Source organism: Frankia sp. QA3 (assembly GCF_000262465.1).
Lineage (GTDB): Bacteria > Actinomycetota > Actinomycetes > Frankiales > Frankiaceae > Frankia.
The window spans coordinates 3,959,629-3,978,032 of record NZ_CM001489.1 but is presented as its reverse complement, the minus strand read 5'-3'; the positions used below and the strand labels follow the sequence as shown (position 1 = coordinate 3,978,032).

5 protein-coding genes are annotated in these 18,404 nt (G+C 76.0%); 4 read left to right on the top strand and 1 reads right to left on the bottom strand.

All coding sequences use genetic code 11. The features are described 5' to 3' along the window. On the top strand, positions 1-213 hold a 213-nt coding region (locus tag FRAQA3DRAFT_RS31595; RefSeq protein WP_009740123.1), incomplete at its 5' end, for a response regulator transcription factor. 75 nt (positions 214-288) lie between these two features. On the opposite strand, the gene FRAQA3DRAFT_RS34170 is transcribed toward FRAQA3DRAFT_RS31595, so the two are convergent. Further along, positions 289-876: a DUF6458 family protein gene (locus FRAQA3DRAFT_RS34170; protein ID WP_009740122.1), complete on the bottom strand. Its 588-nt coding sequence runs from the start codon at positions 874-876 to the stop codon at positions 289-291. A gap of 947 nt (positions 877-1,823) precedes the next feature. On the opposite strand from FRAQA3DRAFT_RS34170, the gene FRAQA3DRAFT_RS16205 reads away from it, so the two are divergent. The 3 genes from FRAQA3DRAFT_RS16205 to FRAQA3DRAFT_RS16195 all read left to right on the top strand — a co-directional run bounded on the left by FRAQA3DRAFT_RS16205 (position 1,824) and on the right by FRAQA3DRAFT_RS16195 (position 18,402). Beyond that, positions 1,824-2,696 (top strand): LuxR C-terminal-related transcriptional regulator, encoded by an 873-nt coding sequence (locus tag FRAQA3DRAFT_RS16205; RefSeq protein WP_009740121.1) that lies wholly within the window; start codon positions 1,824-1,826, stop codon positions 2,694-2,696. A gap of 2,046 nt (positions 2,697-4,742) precedes the next feature. Beyond that, on the top strand, positions 4,743-13,082 hold the full coding sequence (locus FRAQA3DRAFT_RS16200; RefSeq protein WP_009740118.1) for a type I polyketide synthase: 8,340 nt from the start codon (positions 4,743-4,745) through the stop codon (positions 13,080-13,082). Then, the gene (locus tag FRAQA3DRAFT_RS16195) at positions 13,075-18,402 is read left to right on the top strand and encodes a type I polyketide synthase (RefSeq protein ID WP_009740117.1); all 5,328 of its coding nucleotides are present in this window, start codon (positions 13,075-13,077) and stop codon (positions 18,400-18,402) included. The genes FRAQA3DRAFT_RS16200 and FRAQA3DRAFT_RS16195 overlap by 8 nt, the downstream gene beginning before the upstream one ends. Positions 18,403-18,404: the final 2 nt, after the last annotated feature.

The window sequence follows — 18,404 nt, the reverse complement described above, 5'->3', positions numbered from 1 at the left end:
GGCGGCGGGCCGGCCGTCGGCGACCGCCTCAGCGATCGGGAGCTCGCGGTTCTCAGCTACCTGCCGACGATGCTGACGACCGCCGAGATCGCGGCCGAGCTCTACGTCTCCGTGAACACGGTGAAGACGCACCTGAAAAGCATCTACCGCAAGCTCGACGTGGCGCGCCGCCGGGACGCGGTGCACCGGGCCCGCGAACTCCACCTGCTCTGAGCGGCCTGAGCCCCGCCCCGACCGGCGGGACGCCGAGATTCGGCGCCGCCGGCCCGGCCAGGAGGTTCGGCCGCCTCAGGTCCTGCCATCGTCGCGAGTATCGGCCGGGCGGTCGTAGGCGGTCCCGGCGAGGTGGCTCTCGCCGGCCCGGAAGGCATCCGGGGGATACAGCTCGAGGTCGCGGGGGTCGGCCGGCTCAGCTTCGGCCCGTTCTCCGAAGACGCGTTGTTCCAGCGCGAGGTACGGGCGCTGCGCCAGGTCCGGGTACGGATTCGGGACCTCAGTCGGGTCCACGTCCCCGACGGGGACGGCGGCGGCGCCGAGCGCGTCCGGGACAGTCAGGGAATCAGCGGGTGCGGGTCGACCGGGCCCGCCCTGCCGGCCGCCGGCCAGCGGGGTCGTCCGCCGCAGCGGCCGACCCGCCGGGCCCCGGCCCCCGGCGTCGGCGGGCCAATCGCGGGGGTCGGCGGTCCGTTCGGGGGCCGCGGGCCGCGCCGGTAGCGGCACGACGGCCCGGAGCACGCAGATGACCGAGGTCACGATCCCCGCGACCATCAGAATCAGGCCCAGAACCGGGAGATCTACCCCGCCCACTCGCCACGTCAGGGCGTATCGAAGGGTGGCACCCACCACAACCAGGAAGACCGACAGTCCCAGGGTCATCGTTGTTCACCTCATTCGTCCCGTGGCCGGGGCGGCTGCGGACCGGGGATGGTCGCCGGCCGTCCGGCTCCGGCGGGAGGGCATCGGTGGCGCGAGACCGTACTAGGTCTCTGCGAATTCGGCGGGATGCGTCGTGGGCTTTGGACCTGCGGGGGACTGGCGGAGGTGCACCCACCGAAACGGTAGGCCCCCTATATCAATACCCTCGGTGACGATGGCCCATGCTGGGGAGGCACTTAGTGGGTGGGTGGTCACCCATTGTGGAGGGTGGCGGATCGCGGGAACGTTTCGCGACCTTCGCGTCGTCTGCACGCCGGCGGGCTGGCTCCCGGCCTGGGTGGGGCGATCGGGGCGCCGCCGGGCCCGCATACCGCTGACGAGGTGGCCCCTTTAGGGGATGGTTCCGGGAGGGAAAAATCACGCGAAGTGGTCGCTTCAAGCGCGAGGGTGGCAGCCCCGGAAATATATGGCCGGGTTGGGGGCACGATTCTCCCACCGAAGCGGTGGGTTTGGCCCGACTGCGAATGAGGGGCGCGGGCAACTGGTGGCGTAGCGAGGGAGGTGGGCCCTACGCTTGCCGAACATGTCCATCTTCACCGGAAATTCACCCGGTGGCATAGCCACAACCGGGCTACCGCCCGGTTTGATTCTGAGTCTGCCCCCCGGAGGCACGCGTGACCGACCGAGTTCCCCTCTCGACCGATGCTATCGGCGAGGAAGCACCCCATCGGCCGCGAATCGGCGTGACCGTGGACACATCCACCGAGATAGGCATGGCGGGTCGGATCGCCAGGCGAGCCTCGGCGAGCTCACCCGCTCCGCCGACCGCCCCACATCGCGCGGCACCGGCGCCGGCGCGGCACCCCGCACCGACCACGAGCACGGGCAGCGCCGCTGCCCGGCAATTGTCTCATCCCCGCTCCGGGCCCCCGATGACCGGGTCCCCAATGGGACGCGGTGAGGTCCCGGGCGCCGCCGCCCGGACCGCGCCGGGGGCGCAGATGCGCCCGGGAATGGCGGCGCGCACCGGGCCGATGCCGCGTGACCTCGCGCTCGGAGCGGCCGAGCTGCGTGGCATCCTGCGCGTCGTGGAGGACTGCGAGCGGGCCTCCTCGCTCGCCTCCTTCCGCGAACTGGCCCTCGACGGCATGGCCCGCCACCTGGGCTATCGTCATTCGGCCTTCTTCCTGGGCTCCTCGATCGAGACGGCGTTCCAGGACGCCCGGCCGACCGGCCGGGGCCTCGCCCTGCGCCTCGCCGGCCCGTACATGGAGCGCTACCGGGAGCTGGAGGCGCTGAGTAACCCGGAGAGCCTGCGCTCGGTCCGCGAGCGTGGCCTCGCCACGCTCGACGACCTGGGCGTTCCGGAGCGACCCGAGGTGCGGATGCGGCTGGAGCGCTTCCTGCGCGCGCACGGCATCCACGCCAAGCTGCTCGTGCGCCTGTTCGGCCCGTCGAACGTGGGCGCGCTCATCTCCCTGCTGGACTCGCGGCCGGGCGCGTTCGGCCCGCGGGACCGGGCGGTCGGTGCCGTCCTCGGCCGCCATCTCGGCAACCTGCTGCGCTTCTACATCCGGACCGATCCGGGTCCGTCGGTCGCGGGACGGCTGTCCGCCCGCGAGCGCGACGTCGTGCGACTCGTCGCCGAGGGCCGGTCCAACCGGCAGGTCGCCGAGGCGCTGTGCATCAGCATCGACACGGTCAAGCATCACCTCACCCATGCACTCGTGGCGACGGGATGCTCGAACCGCACGCAGCTCGCCATCGCCTGGCAACGCGAGACCAGCGCGTTCGCGCCCCCCAGCCCGCCCCGGCCCTGACTCGCCGGTTGAGGAACTGACCCGACCGTCGGAGAACCCCGGCCGCGTCCGGACGCGGTGGGTTCCGGTCCAAGGTCGCGCGCCCACAACCCGGTGCCGCCCCGGCACCCCTGCCCCTTGCCGCCGATCCCACCCTGGACCCTGGATACCGGTCCTCGGGCGCGGCGGCGGTCCTCGTGCCGGCCGGTCGTCTGCCGGCCGGCAGCGCGCCGGGCCTGTCCCGGCAGCCTGATCAGGCCGGGCATGCCCGGCTAGGAGAAACCGGCCCGTGCCGCGGCGGCGCGGGCGCCAGGTGCCCATCGAGACCTACGGGGCCCGCGAGCCGGCCGGCCTGCCCACACGGGCGGAAAGCCGGCGCACCGACGCGACGCAACGCGCCACGGGCGCGCCTCGACAACCTGACTTCCGACGAACCGCGGGTGGCGCGGGCCGAGACCGGCCGCGCCACCCGCGGTCGTGTCATGTCCCGGCCCGTGTCGCCGAACCCCCGGTCCTCGCGGGTCCTCGCGGGTCCTCGCGGGTCCTCGCGCAGCGCCGTCCCCGCCGCCGACGCGCCTGACCGGCCCTCCTCCCCGCCTGTCCACAGGATTCCGCGCCCGATCCATCCCGGTGGGCAGGGCCAGGGGCGGCGCTGGGGATCGGATGGGCACGGTTCGTCGGCGGGTCGGGTCCGGACCACCTCGCTGCGGTCGGCGTGCTCCGGGGTGCGCCCGGGTGGCGGGCCGGGTTGGGCGGCAGACGCGGCCCTTTGGTTGCCGCCGCCGCCGTCCGGTGCCCCGTCGCGGTCGATCCCGACGGTCGGATGGTCGGGAGCTGTTCCGGCGCAATCGCCCGCGACGATTCGCTGCCGCGCCGCGCCTGCATGGGTACCGGATGCCGTCCGGCCTACTCCGATGGCGCCGGCCGCCGGTGGAGCGGCGCGGCGGACCGTGCCACGCGGGCCCACTTGTCTCCGTCTCGCCCCAACTTGACATAGATCATCGTTTTTGCGGCTTCTGAGACGGATGCGTGTGATGCCCCATCTGTGGGATGCTGGTCCTCGCCGGTCGTAGCAGGCTGGTCCGGTTGGGTGGCACGGTGACGAACGCCGGCATCTTTCCGCTCGGCCCCGCTTGCGGCCGATGGCACGCTGTGACTAGGTTGACCCTGTCCTTGCTAGCCGGGTGGGGCCCGAAGGGGTCAGCCCGACCGCCGGTGACTGACCCGACCGGCGGTTACCACGATCGATTTCCGGATGGTCTTCACCCGTGGTTCGATACCTCCCCGGGCGCTACTCTCGCTTCCGTTTTCTTCTGGCCTTGCGCGTGCCGGTCCGGGTCCGAGGAATGTAGCCTCTACTGTTCATCGTCCCTTTAGCCGACCGAAGTCGAATGGGAACCGCCGGGTCCGGCGGTCCGGGATACCGCCCTGCGTGCTACCAATTCGTAACCTCCGCCGATCGTCACCGGGATTGATGAGGTCGCCCGGTGCGCATCCGTGCGGGCTCTGCGTAATCCCGATCCGGGACATCACCAGCGATGTCCGGCGGTGGGCGAACCGCTGGCTGGATGGGGTCCCGACCAGGTCACGGCGATCACGATGGTGCTACAGGGAGTGCGTGATCACTACTTTGGCCTGCCGCCGTGCAGTGCTCCGGACCGAGCCGACTAGTATTCCGCGCACGTTGACGGTGCCGCGTCCGCTAAGCAAGTCGGCCGTCCCTGGCACCGAGCGCACCAGTTCCACGAGAGTTGTTGGGGGTCAGTTCGCTTTCCGCGTAGTCAGTACAGATGCAGCTTCCCCGGGACGTCTGTCGCCCAGCGGCACCGGCCAGGAGGTCACCGATGATGTGGGCGATCCTGTCGTCCGAAACGTGTCCATCACGTTGGTTTGGCTGGTGAGCCTCTTGTTCTGGATATGGCCTTGTGGTGACCCGGGGGCGGGCCGCGCGCCGGGGGCGCGGGGCCGGTCGGACGATCGGACGGCCTCGGCGGGCCCAATGACCCGGACTAGTTCGTCCCCCTCATCACCCTGCCCCCGGTCGCGACCTGCCAGGAGGACCTGCCGATGACCACCGCACCCCGCCTGTCACCCGCGGCCTCCCCGGCCGGCTCCGACGTACCCGACCCCCTCGACGCGCGCGAACTGGTCGTCGTGATCACGCCGTTCGCCCAGCCCGCCGCCGCCCTCGTCGCCGCGGTGGCGCGGGCCGGCAGCCTCGGCGTGCTCGACCTCGGGCGGTCGGCGCAGGCGGCGCGGGACGCCCTGCGGGACGCGGCCCGCTGGACGCCGGGACGGTTCGGGGTCCGGGTCGCCGCCGGCTGCCCGCTCGACCCGGACGAGCTGCCCGACGCGGTGGAGCTCGTGGTGCTCGCCCCCCGGCCGGACGGCGCCTCGACCGGCGACCTCGCCGCGCCGGGCGGCCCCGGGACCGACCGGCGCTGGGAGCCGGGAGAGCTGATCCGGCGCGGCCGGCGGGTCTGGGCAGAGGTGACCTCGGTCGCGCAGGCCCGCGGCGCGGTCGCGGCCGGCGCACTGGGGCTCGTCGCGCGGGGTAACGAGTCTGGCGGGGTCGTCGGTGACCTGACCACGTTCACCCTGCTGCAGCACCTGCTCGCCGCCGGCCTGCGCGACCCCGCGGGCGCCGCGGTGCCCGTCTTCGCCGCCGGGGGGATCGGCCCCGCGACGGCGGCGGCGGCGGTGGCGGGCGGCGCGGCCGGGGTCGTGCTGGACTCCCAGCTCGCCCTGGTCCGGGAGATGGAGCTGCCCGAGCAGGTGGCCGCCGCGGTGCGGGCCATGGACGGCAGCGAGACCATCGTCCATGCGGGCCATCGGCTCTACGTCCGGCCCGATCTGCCCATCGCCGCCCTCGTCGGGCGCACCGATCGGCCCGCCGTCGACCTGCGCGACACCGGCGGAGAACTCGCCTCGGACGGCGCGGTCACTGCCGGCGGGGATGGCGGACGTGGCGGGGCCGGCGGAGCTGCGTCCGACCCCGCCGCGGTCGCGGCTCGTCTCGGCGCCCGCGACCTGGTCGACCAGTTCCTCCCGATCGGCCAGGACGGTGCGTTCGCCGCCGCGCTCGCCGACCGGCACGGCAGTGCCGCCGGGATCGTGCGGGCAGTGCGCCAGGGCATCCGGGACGGCATCGCTGCCGCCGCCCGCACCCGCCCGCTGGCCGCCGGCGCGCCGTTCGCGGCCGCGCGGGGGCTGCGCCATCCCGTCGCGCAGGGGCCGATGACCCGGGTCAGCGACCGGGCGGCGTTCGCCCGCGCGATCGCCGACGAGGGCGGCCTGCCGTTCCTCGCCCTGGCCCTGATGAGCGGCGAGGACAGCCGCGCCCTGTTGGAGGAGACCGCTGGCCTGCTGGGAGACGCACCGTGGGGGGTGGGCGTGCTCGGCTTCGCCCCGGCGCCCCTGCGCAGCGCGCAGCTCGCCGCCGTGCGGGACGTGCGTCCACCGTGCGCGATCGTGGCGGGCGGGCGGCCGGCCCAGGCGGCGCCGCTGGAGGAGGCGGGCATCGATACGTTCCTGCATGTGCCCTCCCCGGGCCTGCTGCACCGGTTCCTGGCGGACGGGGCCCGCAAGTTCGTCTTCGAGGGCCGGGAATGTGGCGGGCACGTCGGGCCGCGGGCGAGCTTCCCGCTGTGGGAGGCGCAGATCGCGGGGCTGCTCGCGTTCGGCGAGAGCGACCAGGCCGGCCCGGACTTCTTCGCCGGCCTGCACCTGCTGTTCGCCGGGGGGGTGCACGACGCCCGGTCGGCGGCGATGGTCGCCGCCGCGGCGGCCCCGCTCGCCGAGCGGGGCGCCGGCATCGGCGTGCTGATGGGCACGGCCTACCTGTTCACCGATGAGGCCGTCGCCTCCGGCGCGATCCTGCCCGGCTTCCAGCAGGCCGCCCTCGACTGCGAGCGCACCGTGCTGCTGGAGACCTCCCCCGGGCACGCCACCCGATGCGTCGAGTCCGCCTACGTCCACACCTTCCTGGACCGACGCCGCGAGCTGCTCGCCGCCGCCACCCCCCGCCAGCAGATGTGGGAGGAGCTGGAGGCGCTCAACCTCGGCCGGTTGCGGGTGGCCAGCAAGGGGCTGCGCCGCGATGGCGCCGAGGTCGTCCAGGTCGATCCGGCGGCCCAGGCCCGGGACGGCATGTTCATGATCGGACAGGTGGCCGCCCTGCGCTCGAACCGCACGAGCGTGGCCGCCCTGCACGACGAGGTGACCACGCAGGCCACCGCCGGTCTCGCCGACCGGGCCGCCGAGCTCGGCGTGCCGGCCGGGCAGGGCGTGCCGGCCGGGCAGGGCGGGCAGGGCGCCGTGGGCCCGGCGGTGGTGACAGCGACGGCGGCGACGGACTCCCGCCCCGCCGGTCAGCCGCTCGACATCGCGATCGTCGGGATGTCCGCGATCTTCCCCGACGCGCCCGATCTCGCCACGTTCTGGGCGAACGTCGTCGCCGGCAACGACGCGATCCGCGAGGTTCCGGCCGACCGCTGGGACCCCGAGGTGTACTACCGGCCCGACGCGGTGGCGAAGGACGCCGGGCGCCGCACCCCGTCGAAGTGGGGCGGATTCCTGCCGCGGGTCCCGTTCGACGCCCTGGCCTACGGCATCCCGCCGCGCTCCCTGCGCAGCATCGAGACCAGCCAGCTACTCGCCCTCGAGGTCGCCACCCGTGCGCTGCGCAGCGCCGGTTACGACACGGGGCAGAAGGCGGCCGGCGAGGGCCGGCCGTTCGACCGCTCCCGCGCCTCGGTCGTCTTCGGCACCGAGGCCGGCACCGACCTGTCCGGCGCCTACGGGCTGCGCTCGCTGTGGCCGGGACTGTTCGGGCAGTTGCCCGCCGAGCTCGAGGAGTTCCTGCCCGAGCTGGACGAGGACTCCTTCCCCGGCATGCTCGCGAACGTCATCGCCGGGCGGGTCGCCAACCGGCTCGACCTCGGCGGGGTGAACTTCACCGTCGACGCGGCGTGCGCCTCGTCGCTGGCCGCGCTCGACGCCGGTTGCAAGGAGCTGCTCGCCGGCAGCTCGGACCTGGTGCTCTGCGGCGGGGTGGACACCCACGCCGGCGCGCACGACTTCCTGCTGTTCTCCTCCGTGCATGCGCTGTCGCCCCAGGGGCGCTGCCGCAGCTTCGATGCCGGCGCCGACGGGACGAGCCTGGGCGAGGGCGTCGCGGTCGTCGTGCTCAAGCGGCTCGCCGACGCCGAGCGCGACGGCGACCGCATCCACGCCGTCATCCGGGCCGTCGCCGGCTCCTCCGACGGCCGCGCGCTCGGGCTGACCGCGCCGCGCAAGGCCGGCCAGGTGCTCTCCCTGGAACGGGCCTACGCGCGGGCGGGCATCTCGCCGAGCGACGTCGGCCTGCTCGAGGCGCACGCCACCGGCACGGTCGTCGGCGACCGCACCGAGCTCGCGACCCTCACCGAGGTGTTCACCGACCACGGCGCGACCCCCGGCCAGTGCGCGGTCGGCTCGGTGAAGTCGCAGATCGGGCACACCAAGTGCGCCGCCGGCCTGGCCGGGCTGATCAAGGTGGCGAAGGCGGTCGAGACCGGCGTGCGCCCGCCGACCCTGCACATCGACAGCCCCAACGCCTACTGGGACGCCGAGACCAGCCCGTTCTACTTCGACGAGGCCGCGAAGCCCTGGGCGGCGCCCGCCGCCGCGCGCCACGCCGGGGTGTCGGCGTTCGGCTTCGGCGGCACCAACTTCCACGTCGTGCTGTCCGCCTACGACGGCGGGCCGGAACCCGCCCACGGCCTGGACCAGTGGCCCGCGGAGCTGTTCGCCGTGCGCGGCGCCGACCGGGCGGCGGCCACCCGGGCGCTGGACCGGCTCGCCGCCCTGGTCACCACGAACGACGACGCCGGGCGGCCGTTCCGCCTGCGGGACCTCGCCCGCACCACCTGCGCGGCCGGCAGTGGCCCGGTGCAGGTCGCGTTCGTCGCCGACGACCTCGACGGGCTGCCCGCCGCCATCGAGGCGGCCCGGACGTTCACGGCGAACCCGCGCGCCGGGCTGTTCGTCCGCGACGACGCCGAGCCGGGCGCGACCGCCTTCCTGTTCCCCGGCCAGGGCAGCCAGCGGCCCGGGATGCTCGCCGACCTGTTCGTAGCCTTCCCCCGGCTGCGGGGCGTGCTCGACCTGGCTCCCCAGTGGGTCGACACGATGTTCCCGCCGGCCGCCTTCACCCGGGAGCAGAAGGCCGAGCAGGCGGCGGCGATCACCGACACGCGGGCGGCCCAGCCGACGCTCGGCCTCGCCGGCCTCGCCGTCCACGACCTGCTCACCGGGCTCGGTGTCCGTCCGGACCACGTCGGCGGGCACTCCTACGGCGAGCTGGTCGCCCTGTGCGCCGCCGGCGCGCTCGACCGGGCCGACCTCGTCGGCCTGAGTGAGGCGCGGGCCGCCGCGATCCTCGCCGCGGCGGGGGACGACCCGGGCACGATGGCCGCCGTCCAGGCGCCCATCGAGCGGGTGCGCGAGGCGCTCGGCGGCATCGCCGGCGACGTCGGCGGCGGCCACGTCGGCGGCGGCCACGTCGTCGTCGCCAACCACAACGCCCCGCGGCAGAGCGTGATCTCCGGGCCGACCGCCGCGGTGGGCGACGCCGTGGCCGCCCTCGGCCGGGCCGGCGTGACCGCCCGGCCGATCCCGGTCGCCTGCGCGTTCCACAGCCCGGTCGTGGCCGCGGCCGCCGGCACGCTCGCCGACCGGCTCGCCGAGCTCGACGTCGCCGCGCCGGCGCTGCCCGTGTGGTCCAACGCCACCGCCGAGCCGTACCCGGCGGCACCGGAGCAGGTGCGGGCGACGCTCGCCGGCCAGGTGGCGGCGCCGGTGCGGTTCGTCGAGCAGATCGAGGCGATGTACGCGGCCGGTGTGCGGACCTTCGTCGAGGCCGGCCCCGGTCGGGTCCTCTCCCAGCTCGTCGGCAAGATCCTCGCCGGGCGGCCGCACCGGGTCGTGGCCACCGACGTCGCGGGCGAACCGGGGCTGCGCCGGTTGCTGCTCGCGCTCGCCGAGCTCGCCGCGGCCGGCGTCGGCGTCGACCCGGCGCCCCTGTTCACCGGTCGCGACGCCCGGATGGTGAGTGCCGCGGACGTGCCGCGACGGCCCGGCTGGCTCATCGACGGGGCCTACGTGCGCACCGCCGACGGCCGGTTCCTGCCGGGCGGGCTGCGGCCGCCGACCCGGCTGGCCCTCGCCGCCGGCCCGGGTGCAGACGACTCGGCGGCACCGGCCGCGGACGCCGCGGCGGCGCCCTCCGCAGCGGCACCCGCAGCGCCCTGCGTGGCAACACCTTCCGTACCTTCCGTGGCAACACCTTCCGTGGCGGCGCCCTCCGCAGCGGCCCGCTCCGCGCCGACGCCGGCCCCGGGGGAACGGCCAGCGGCCGGCGTGGAGCTTCCCGAGATCGCGGGCGTGCGGGGATTCGTCCCGCAGGACCCGGCGCCACCGCTCGTCCCCGCTGACCCGATCGACGATCCGGCGGTCCTCGCCACCGGACTGCCCGAGCTTGGAGGTGGCGGCCCGGTGGACGCCGTGGTGTTGGAGTTCCTGCGGACCACCCGCGAGCTGGTCGCGGCGCAGCGCGATGTGGTGCTGGGCTACCTGGGTTACGACCCGACCGGCCTCGGCCGCCCGGCGGCGCGCGACGGCATCGACAGCGCCGCCGCGGGTGCGCCCGCGACCCACGCCGACCCGCGGGACGCCCGTGGCGCCGTCACCCCCGCGGTCCCCCGCCAGGCCCAGCCGGCGCAGGCGCGGGCCGCCGGTGTACCGGCGACTCCCGCGGTGCCCCGGCCCGCCCCCGCGCCGGACGCGGCGGGCGTGGACCCGCCGCCGGTCGGCGCGGGGGCGGCCGCCGCGGCGCCGGTGGCCGCGTCCGCTGTGTTGGAGCGGTCGGCGGTGTCGGAGGCGGTGGTGGGGGTGATCGCGGAGCAGACGGGTTATCCGGTGGAGATGCTGGAGCCGGATCTGGATCTCGAGGCTGATCTGTCGATCGATTCGATCAAGCGGACGGAGATCCTGGGGGAGTTGGCGCAGCGGTTGGGGCTGGTGGAGGCGGGTTCGGGGGAGTTGGGCGAGGAGGTCGTCGAGGAGCTGGCGGCGATCAAGACCGTCCGCGGCATCGTCGACTGGATGATGGACCGTTTCGCCGCCGCCGCCGCGGGCTCGGCCTCGCCGGTGTCGCCCGTCCCGGCCGGGTCGAACGGGACCCACGCCGGCGCGACGGCGGCCTGGCCCGCCGCGCCGGGATCGAACGGCACGCATGCTGGGGCAGGCGACGCCTCCGTCGCGGCGATCCGTGCCGGCTCGAACGGCACGCACACCTCGGCCGCCGCGGCGCCGGTGGCCGCGTCCGCTGTGTTGGAGCGGTCGGCGGTGTCGGAGGCGGTGGTGGGGGTGATCGCGGAGCAGACGGGTTATCCGGTGGAGATGCTGGAGCCGGATCTGGATCTCGAGGCTGATCTGTCGATCGATTCGATCAAGCGGACGGAGATCCTGGGGGAGTTGGCGCAGCGGTTGGGGCTGGTGGAGGCGGGTTCGGGGGAGTTGGGCGAGGAGGTCGTCGAGGAGCTGGCGGCGATCAAGACCGTCCGCGGCATCGTCGACTGGATCGTCGGCTCCGCCCCCGGCGGGAACGCGCCCAGCGCTTCCACCGGGGGATCGGTGGTGACCATCGAGTCCCACGCGGCGTCGTCGGCCGGACTCCCGGTGGGGGAGCCGGTCGAGCCGCCCGCGTCGGTGCCCGCCGGGACTCTCGTGCCCGCCGGGTCTCCCGTCGCCGCCGGGTCTCCCGTCGCCGCAGGGTCTCCCACGGCCGGCGATCCGACCGGGGTCCCGCTGCGGCGCTTCGTCGTCGAGCCGGAGATCCTGCCCGCGCCGGCCGGCGCGGCGCCGGTCGACCTCGCCGGCTCCCGGTTCCTGCTGGTGGAGGGCGGTCTCGGGGTCGGCCTGGCGCTCGCCACCCGGCTGGAGCAGGCGGGCGCCGAGGCGCGGATCCTCGCCGCCGACGACACCGGCCTCGTCGACCAGATCCGGGCCGGGGTCGGTGCCGACGGTCTCGTCTGGATCGCCTCCGCCGACCCGGACGCGGACGAGCACGCGATCCTGCCCGGCGCGTTTCCCGCCCTGCGGGCCGCGGCGCTCGGCGGCAGCCGGCGGGTGCTCATCGCCACCGGCAACGGCGGGCGGTTCGGCCGGGCCGGCGCCGCGGGCCCCGGCGCGACGCCCGACCCGCGCGCGATCGACGCCCTGGAGTACGCCCGACGTGCCGACGCCGGGGGGTTCGCCGTCCGGCCGACACTGGGCGCGGGGCTCGCGGGCCTCGTCCGCACGATCGCCCGGGAGGTCCCCGGCCTGGCGCTGCGGCTCGTCGACGTCGAGCCGAAGGACGAGCCCCGCCGGATCGCGGACAGCCTGCTCGCCGAGCTGCTCACCCCCGGCGGGCCGCTGGTCGTGGGTTACCGCGACGGGGTGCGGGCCACCCCGCGGGTGCGGCCCGCGGATGCCGGTGGGGCCGGCGACCTGCCTTCCGGTCTCGGCCCGTCCTCCGTCGTGCTGCTCACCGGCGGCGCCCGGGGCATCACCGCGGCGGTCGCCGTCGAGCTCGCCCGGCGCAGCGGCTGCGCCATCGAACTGATCGGGCGCACCACGCCGCCCGCGGAGCCGGAGGACCCCGCGACGGCGGGCGCGGCCGACGCTCCGGCACTGCGCCGCGCGCTGATCGAGACCGGCGTGCGCCGCCCGGCCGAGATCGAGGCCCGCGTCGCCCGACTGCTCGCCGAGCGGGAGGTACGGGCGACGCTGGCAACTCTGCGCGGCCTCGCGTCCTCGGTGCGTTACCACGCGGTGGACGTGCGCGACGGCGCGGCCGTCGCCGCGGCGGTGGCCGACGTCTACGCCCGCCATGGCCGCCTCGACGGGCTGGTGCACGGCGCGGGCATCCTCGCGGACCGGCTGCTGCGCGACAAGACGCCCGAGTCGTTCGACCGGGTCTACCGGACGAAGGTCGACGGTGCCCGCGCCCTGCTCGCCGCGGTGCGCGACGACGTCGGCTTCCTCGCCCTGTTCGGCAGCGTCGCGGGGGTGTTCGGCAACCGGGGCCAGGCCGACTACGCCGCCGCGAACGACGCCCTCGACACGCTCGCGGGTGCGGCGGCGGGGCGCTTCACCGGCCGGGTCGTCAGCGTCGACTGGGGCCCCTGGGCCTCGCCGGCCGCCGCCGCGGGCGGCGGGATGGTCTCCGCGGAGCTCGCCCGCGAGTACGCCCGCCGCGGCATCGGCCTGATCGACCCGGCCGACGGGGTCGCCGCGCTGCTGCGGGAGCTGGCGGGCCCGCCCGGCGGCCCGGCGCAGGTCGTCTACATGTGCGCCGAGGCGGAGGCGTTCGATGCGTGACCCCGGTGGCGGGTCCGGGGTGCCGCCGATCGCCGTGGTGGGGATGTCGGCGCTGTTCCCGGGGGCCGGCGACCTCGACACGTTCTGGCGCAACATCGTCGGCGGGGTCGACGCGATCCGGGCGTTCCCGCGGGAGCGCTTCGACGTCGACGACTACTTCCCGCCCGAGCGGCCGCCCGGCGCGCCGGACGTGCGGCGGGGCGCGGGCACGGCGCCGGCCGGTGCGGCGGACGGCTTCTACTGCCGGCGCGGCGGCTTCGTCGACGAGTTCGCCACCTTCGACCCGACGGCCTTCGGCATCGTGCCGAACGCCGTCGACTGGGCCGAACCGGACCAGCTGCTGGCGCTGCGGCTCGCCGCCGAGGCGATCACCGACGCCGGCGGGCCCGACCGGCTCGGCGACGCCGAGCGGGTGGGCGTGGTGCTCGGCCGCGGCGGCTACGTGGGCTCCGGGGTGGCCCGGCTCGAACAACGGGTGCGCACCTCCCGCCAGCTCGTCACGACGCTGCGCGAGGTCCTGCCGGACCTGCCCGCCGACGCGGTCGAACGGGTCCGCGAGGCGTTCGTCGCCCAGCTCGGCCCGGCCCGGCCGGAGGCGTCGATCGGCCTGGTCCCCAACCTCGCCGCGTCGCGCATCGCGAACCGGCTCGACCTGCGCGGTCCCGCCTACACGGTGGACGCGGCCTGCGCGTCGTCGCTCATCGCCGTCGAGATGGCGATGCGCGACCTCGGCTCGGGCCGCACCGACACGATGATCGTCGGCGGCGCCCACCTCGTCCACGAGCCGTCGTTCTGGAGCGTGTTCTCCCTGCTGCGCGCGCTGTCGCCGAGCGAGGCGATCCGCCCGTTCGACCGGCGGGCGGACGGCATCCTCATCGGCGAGGGCGTGGGCATGCTGGTGCTGCGCCGGCTGGCCGACGCCCGCCGCGACGGCGACCGGATCTACGCGGTGCTGCGCGGGGCCGGCACGTCGAGCGACGGCCGTTCCGCCTCCCTGATGGCCCCCGCCGCCGACGGGCAGGCCCTCGCCGTGCGCCGCGCCTGGGCGGACGCCGGGCTCGACCCGACGGCACCCGGCGCGATCGGCCTGGTCGAGGCGCACGGCACGGCCACCCCGACCGGCGACGCCGTGGAGCTCGCCACGCTGGGCCGGATCTTCGGCACGGCGGCCGCGGCCGGCACGGGCGGCGCCGGACGGGCGGACATCGGGATCGGCTCGGTCAAGTCCATGATCGGCCATGCGATGCCCGCGGCCGGCGCGGCCGGCCTGATCAAGACCGCGCTCGCCCTGCACCACCGGGTGCTGCCGCCGACGCTGCACTGCGACGAGCCGCACGCCGCCTTCGCCGGCAGCCGGTTCGCGCCGGTGCGCGCCGCGACCGACTGGGACACCCCGGCGGGCGGCGGCCCCCGCCGCGCCGGCGTCAACGCCTTCGGCTTCGGCGGCATCAACGCCCACCTCGTCGTCGAGGAGGCGCCGCCGACCGCCCCGGCCACCCTGGCCCACACCTTCCCCGCCGCCGCCCCGACCGACCGGGCGGGTTCGCCGGACGCGGCGGCGCCGGCGGTCGGGCCACTGGCACCCACGGCGGCGGCACCCACGGCGGCGGCACCCACGGCGGCGGCGGTTGCGGTGGCGGCGCCGCGGGTGGCCGATCCGGCTGCGGAACCGGTCCTGCTGCTCGCCGGGAGCAGCCCGGCGGACCTGCTCGCCCAGCTCGACGCCGACGACGCGGAGCTGCTCGGCCGGGATGACGCGGCGAACCCGCCGCCCGGCGGCCCCTGGCGGCTCGCCCTGGTCGCACCGAACCCGCGCCGGCTCGCCCTGGCCCGCACGGTCGTGGGGCGGGGCAACCCGTGGCGGGGCCGCAACGACCTGTGGTTCACCCCGGCCGGCCTGCTCGACCCCGCCCGGCCGGACGGGACGCCCGCCGGGCAGACGGCGTTCCTGTTCTGCGGCCTGGAGGACAAGTTCTCCCCGCGCATCGACGACGTCTGCGCGCATTTCGGGCTCGCCCGCCCGGCCCTCGACGACACCGGGATGCTCGGCCGGCACGGCGTCGCGAGCGTCGAGGTGGGGCGCATCCTCGACGAGGCGCTGCGCCGGCTGGGGATCGTCCCGGACCTCGTCGGTGGGCACAGCATCGGCGAGTGGAACGCGATGGTCAGCGGCGGGCTGATCACCGACGAGTTCACCGACGCCTTCATCGCCGGCTTCGACCCGGCCTCGCTGGAGGTGCCCGGGGTCGTCTTCGGGGCGCTGGGCTGCGGTGCCGTGCGCGCCGCCGAGGTGATCGCCGACCTCGACGAGATCGTCGTCTCCCACGACAACTGCCCGCACCAGTCGATCATCTGCGGGCGCGAGACGAGCGTGCGCACCGCGCTGGAGCGGCTGCGCCGCGACGGCGTGCTCGGGCAGGTCCTGCCGTTCCGCTCCGGCTTCCACTCCCCGTTCCTGGAGCCCTACCTGGACCGGCTGCGGACCAACCTCGCCGGCGTCACCCTCGTCGAGGCGACGATCCCGATCTGGTCGGCGACGACGGTGGCGCCCTACCCTCGCGATCACGACGCCGTCCGGGCGCTCGCCCTGCGCCACCTCGTCGAGCCCGTGCGGTTCCGGGAACTCGTCCGCCGGCTGCACGACACCGGCGTGCGTGCCTTCGTCCAGGTCGGGGTGGGCAGCGTCGCCGGGTTCGTCGACAACACGCTGCCCGGCCACGACCACATCGCGCTGGTCACGAACTCCCCGAAACGATCCGGCCTGGACCAGTTGCGCCGGGTGGCCGCCGCGCTGTGGGTGGAGGGTGCGGCCCCGCGGCTCGATCTGCTGCCCTGCCGGACCCGCCCCGAGCCGCCCGCAGCCCTGGCGACGGCGCCGGTCCCGGCCGCTGCGCCCGCCTCCGGGCGGCGCATCGAGCTGCCGCGGCGCCGGGGTGCCCCCGTCCGGCTGAACCTCGGCACCCCGCTGGTGCGCCTCGGAGCCGCGGGCGCTGACCTCCTCGGCCCGGACATCGGCTCCCGGCTGCCCGGCGGCGAACGGATCCCGGCCACGCCCGCCGTCCCGCCGACCGGCGCGCCCGCGCCGCCGCGTGCCGAGCAGTCGCCGCGTGCCGAGCAGCTGCCGCGTGCCGAGCAGCTGCCGAGGCTGGTGGAGCCGGTCGCGCGCGGTGCAGCGCAGGCCCTGGGCGCCGCCGGCCGCCACCCGGTGCTCGACGAGCTGCGTGCGGCGCTCGCCGACGCGGACGCGGTGATGTCCGCGGTCGTCGATCGATGGGCGCTCGGCCCCGCCGTCCGGCCGGGATCGCCGCCTCGGCGGCGCGGAGTGCCGGCGCCGGGCGGTGCGAGCACCGTGCCCGCGCCCGGCGGTGCCGGCGCCGTGCCGGCTCCCCGCGGTGGTGGCGCGCCTGCCTGCGGGGGCCGCGCCGCGTCCGCTCCCGATGGCCGCGCCGCGCCTGCCTCCGGTGGCGGTGCCGCGTCTGCTGCCGGCGCCGGTGCCGCGCCGGTGCCCGCGCCGCGGACCGTCCGGCGTCGGTTGTCGCTGGCGTCGATGCCGCACATCGTCGACCACTGCTTCTATCGTCAGCCGCCGGGTTGGACCGACCCGTCCGACCTGTTCCCGGTCGTGCCGATGACCGAGGTGCTCGAACTCATGATCGCGCAGGCCGCGGCGCTGATGCCGGGTCGGGTGCCGATCGGCATCCGGGACGTCCGGGCGCTGCGTTGGCTCGCGATCGAACCCGCCGTGGAGGTGTCGGTCACCCTCACCCCCGCCGGGCCGGACGCGGTCCGGGTGACCATGGAAGGCTACGCCCGCGGCACGGTCATGTTCGCCGAGGGCTACCCGCAGCCCCCGCGGACGACCGCGGCCACCGCGGACCTGCCGGTGGGCCCGACCGGTCCCACCCTGCCCGGCGAGCGGCCCTCCCGCCACCAGGGCAGCGACCTCTACGGCGGTCACTTCCTCTTCCACGGCCCCGGATACCAGGGCATCGACCGCATCGAGGCGATCGCCGCGACCGGCATCCGCGGGCGGCTGCGGGTGCCGTCCGCGTCCGGCGCGCTGCTGGACAACGCCGGCCAGCTGTTCGGCTACTGGGCGATGGAGAACCTGCCCGAGGACTCGCTGCTGCTGCCGCAGTCCCTGGCCGACCTGCGCTTCCACGGCCCGGCGCCGGTGGCGGGCGACCTGGTCGACTGCGTCGTGCGGATCCGGCAGGTCGCCGAACGCACGGTGACCGCCGACATGGAGCTGCGCCGCCGCGACGGGTCGCTGTGGGCGGTCGTGTCCGCCTGGACCGATCGTCGCTTCGCCAACGACGACGTGCTCTGGGCCATGGTCCGCGCCCCGGAGGTGCACACCGTGGCCCAGCCCTCGGGCGAGGGCTGGGTGGTCGCGCTCGACCGCTGGTCCGACTCGGCCTCGCGCGAGCTGATCGTGCGCCACTACGCCGACGCCGCCGATCGGGCCCGGCTTGCGGGCCTCAACCCGCGGGCCGCCCGCGGCTGGCTGCTGGGTCGCATCGCTGTCCAGGACGCCGTCCGGCGCTGGTTGTGGGCGCGCGGCGCGGGGCCGGTCTGGGGCATCGAGGTCCGGATCGAGCACGACGAGCTGGGCGCCCCACTGGTCGGCGCCCTGCCGGCGCGGCCGGGCATCCCGGCCGGCGACCCGCCGCGGGTCTCCCTCGCCCACAAGCCGGAGCTGGCGGTGGCGCTGGTGTCCGCGGACGGGGCGGTCGGCATCGACATCGAGCAGATCGTCGCGCGGGCGCCCGGCGTCGAGCTGGCGGCGCTCGCCCCGGCCGAGCGTGACCTGCTCGACCGGGTCGCGGGCGGCGATCCCGGGCGGCGGGCGCTGTGGTTCACCCGCCTGTGGGCGGCGAAGGAGGCGGCCGCGAAGGCCGAGGGCACCGGGCTCGCGGGCCGGCCGCGCCAGTTCGTCGTCGACGGCCCGCACCCGCCCGGCCGGGCCTGGGCCGCGGCCGACTGGGCCGGGCATGACCCGCCCGAACTGGTCCGGGTCACCGTCTACGGAGATGGTCCCGACGGACCGCTCCCGCGGGGCTGCCGGTGGGTGGCGTTGCGTACGGTGGACGCCTCCGGCCGGATCCGGCCGGAGGGCGGCGAGCCCCGGGCCCCCGATGCGGACCCGGGCGGCGCCGGCGACCGGGCCGTGGCGACGGGCGTGCGCTCGACCACCGTCACCGGTCAGGATGCTGCGCGTGACGGCGCCCCCACTGATCGGGCCGGCGCCGCGACCTATGTGGTCGCCTGGACCTCCCCCGAGGTCGAGGCGAACGGCCTTCCCAACGAGAAGGAGTAGCG

Bases quoted from the DNA above. Each gene is read 5' to 3' on its own strand.
- FRAQA3DRAFT_RS34170 (WP_009740122.1), bottom strand. From the start codon at position 876: ATGACCCTGGGACTGTCGGTCTTCCTGGTTGTGGTGGGTGCCACCCTT.
- FRAQA3DRAFT_RS16195 (WP_009740117.1), top strand. From the start codon at position 13,075: ATGCGTGACCCCGGTGGCGGGTCCGGGGTGCCGCCGATCGCCGTGGTG.
- FRAQA3DRAFT_RS16200 (WP_009740118.1), top strand. From the start codon at position 4,743: ATGACCACCGCACCCCGCCTGTCACCCGCGGCCTCCCCGGCCGGCTCC.
- FRAQA3DRAFT_RS16205 (WP_009740121.1), top strand. From the start codon at position 1,824: ATGGGACGCGGTGAGGTCCCGGGCGCCGCCGCCCGGACCGCGCCGGGG.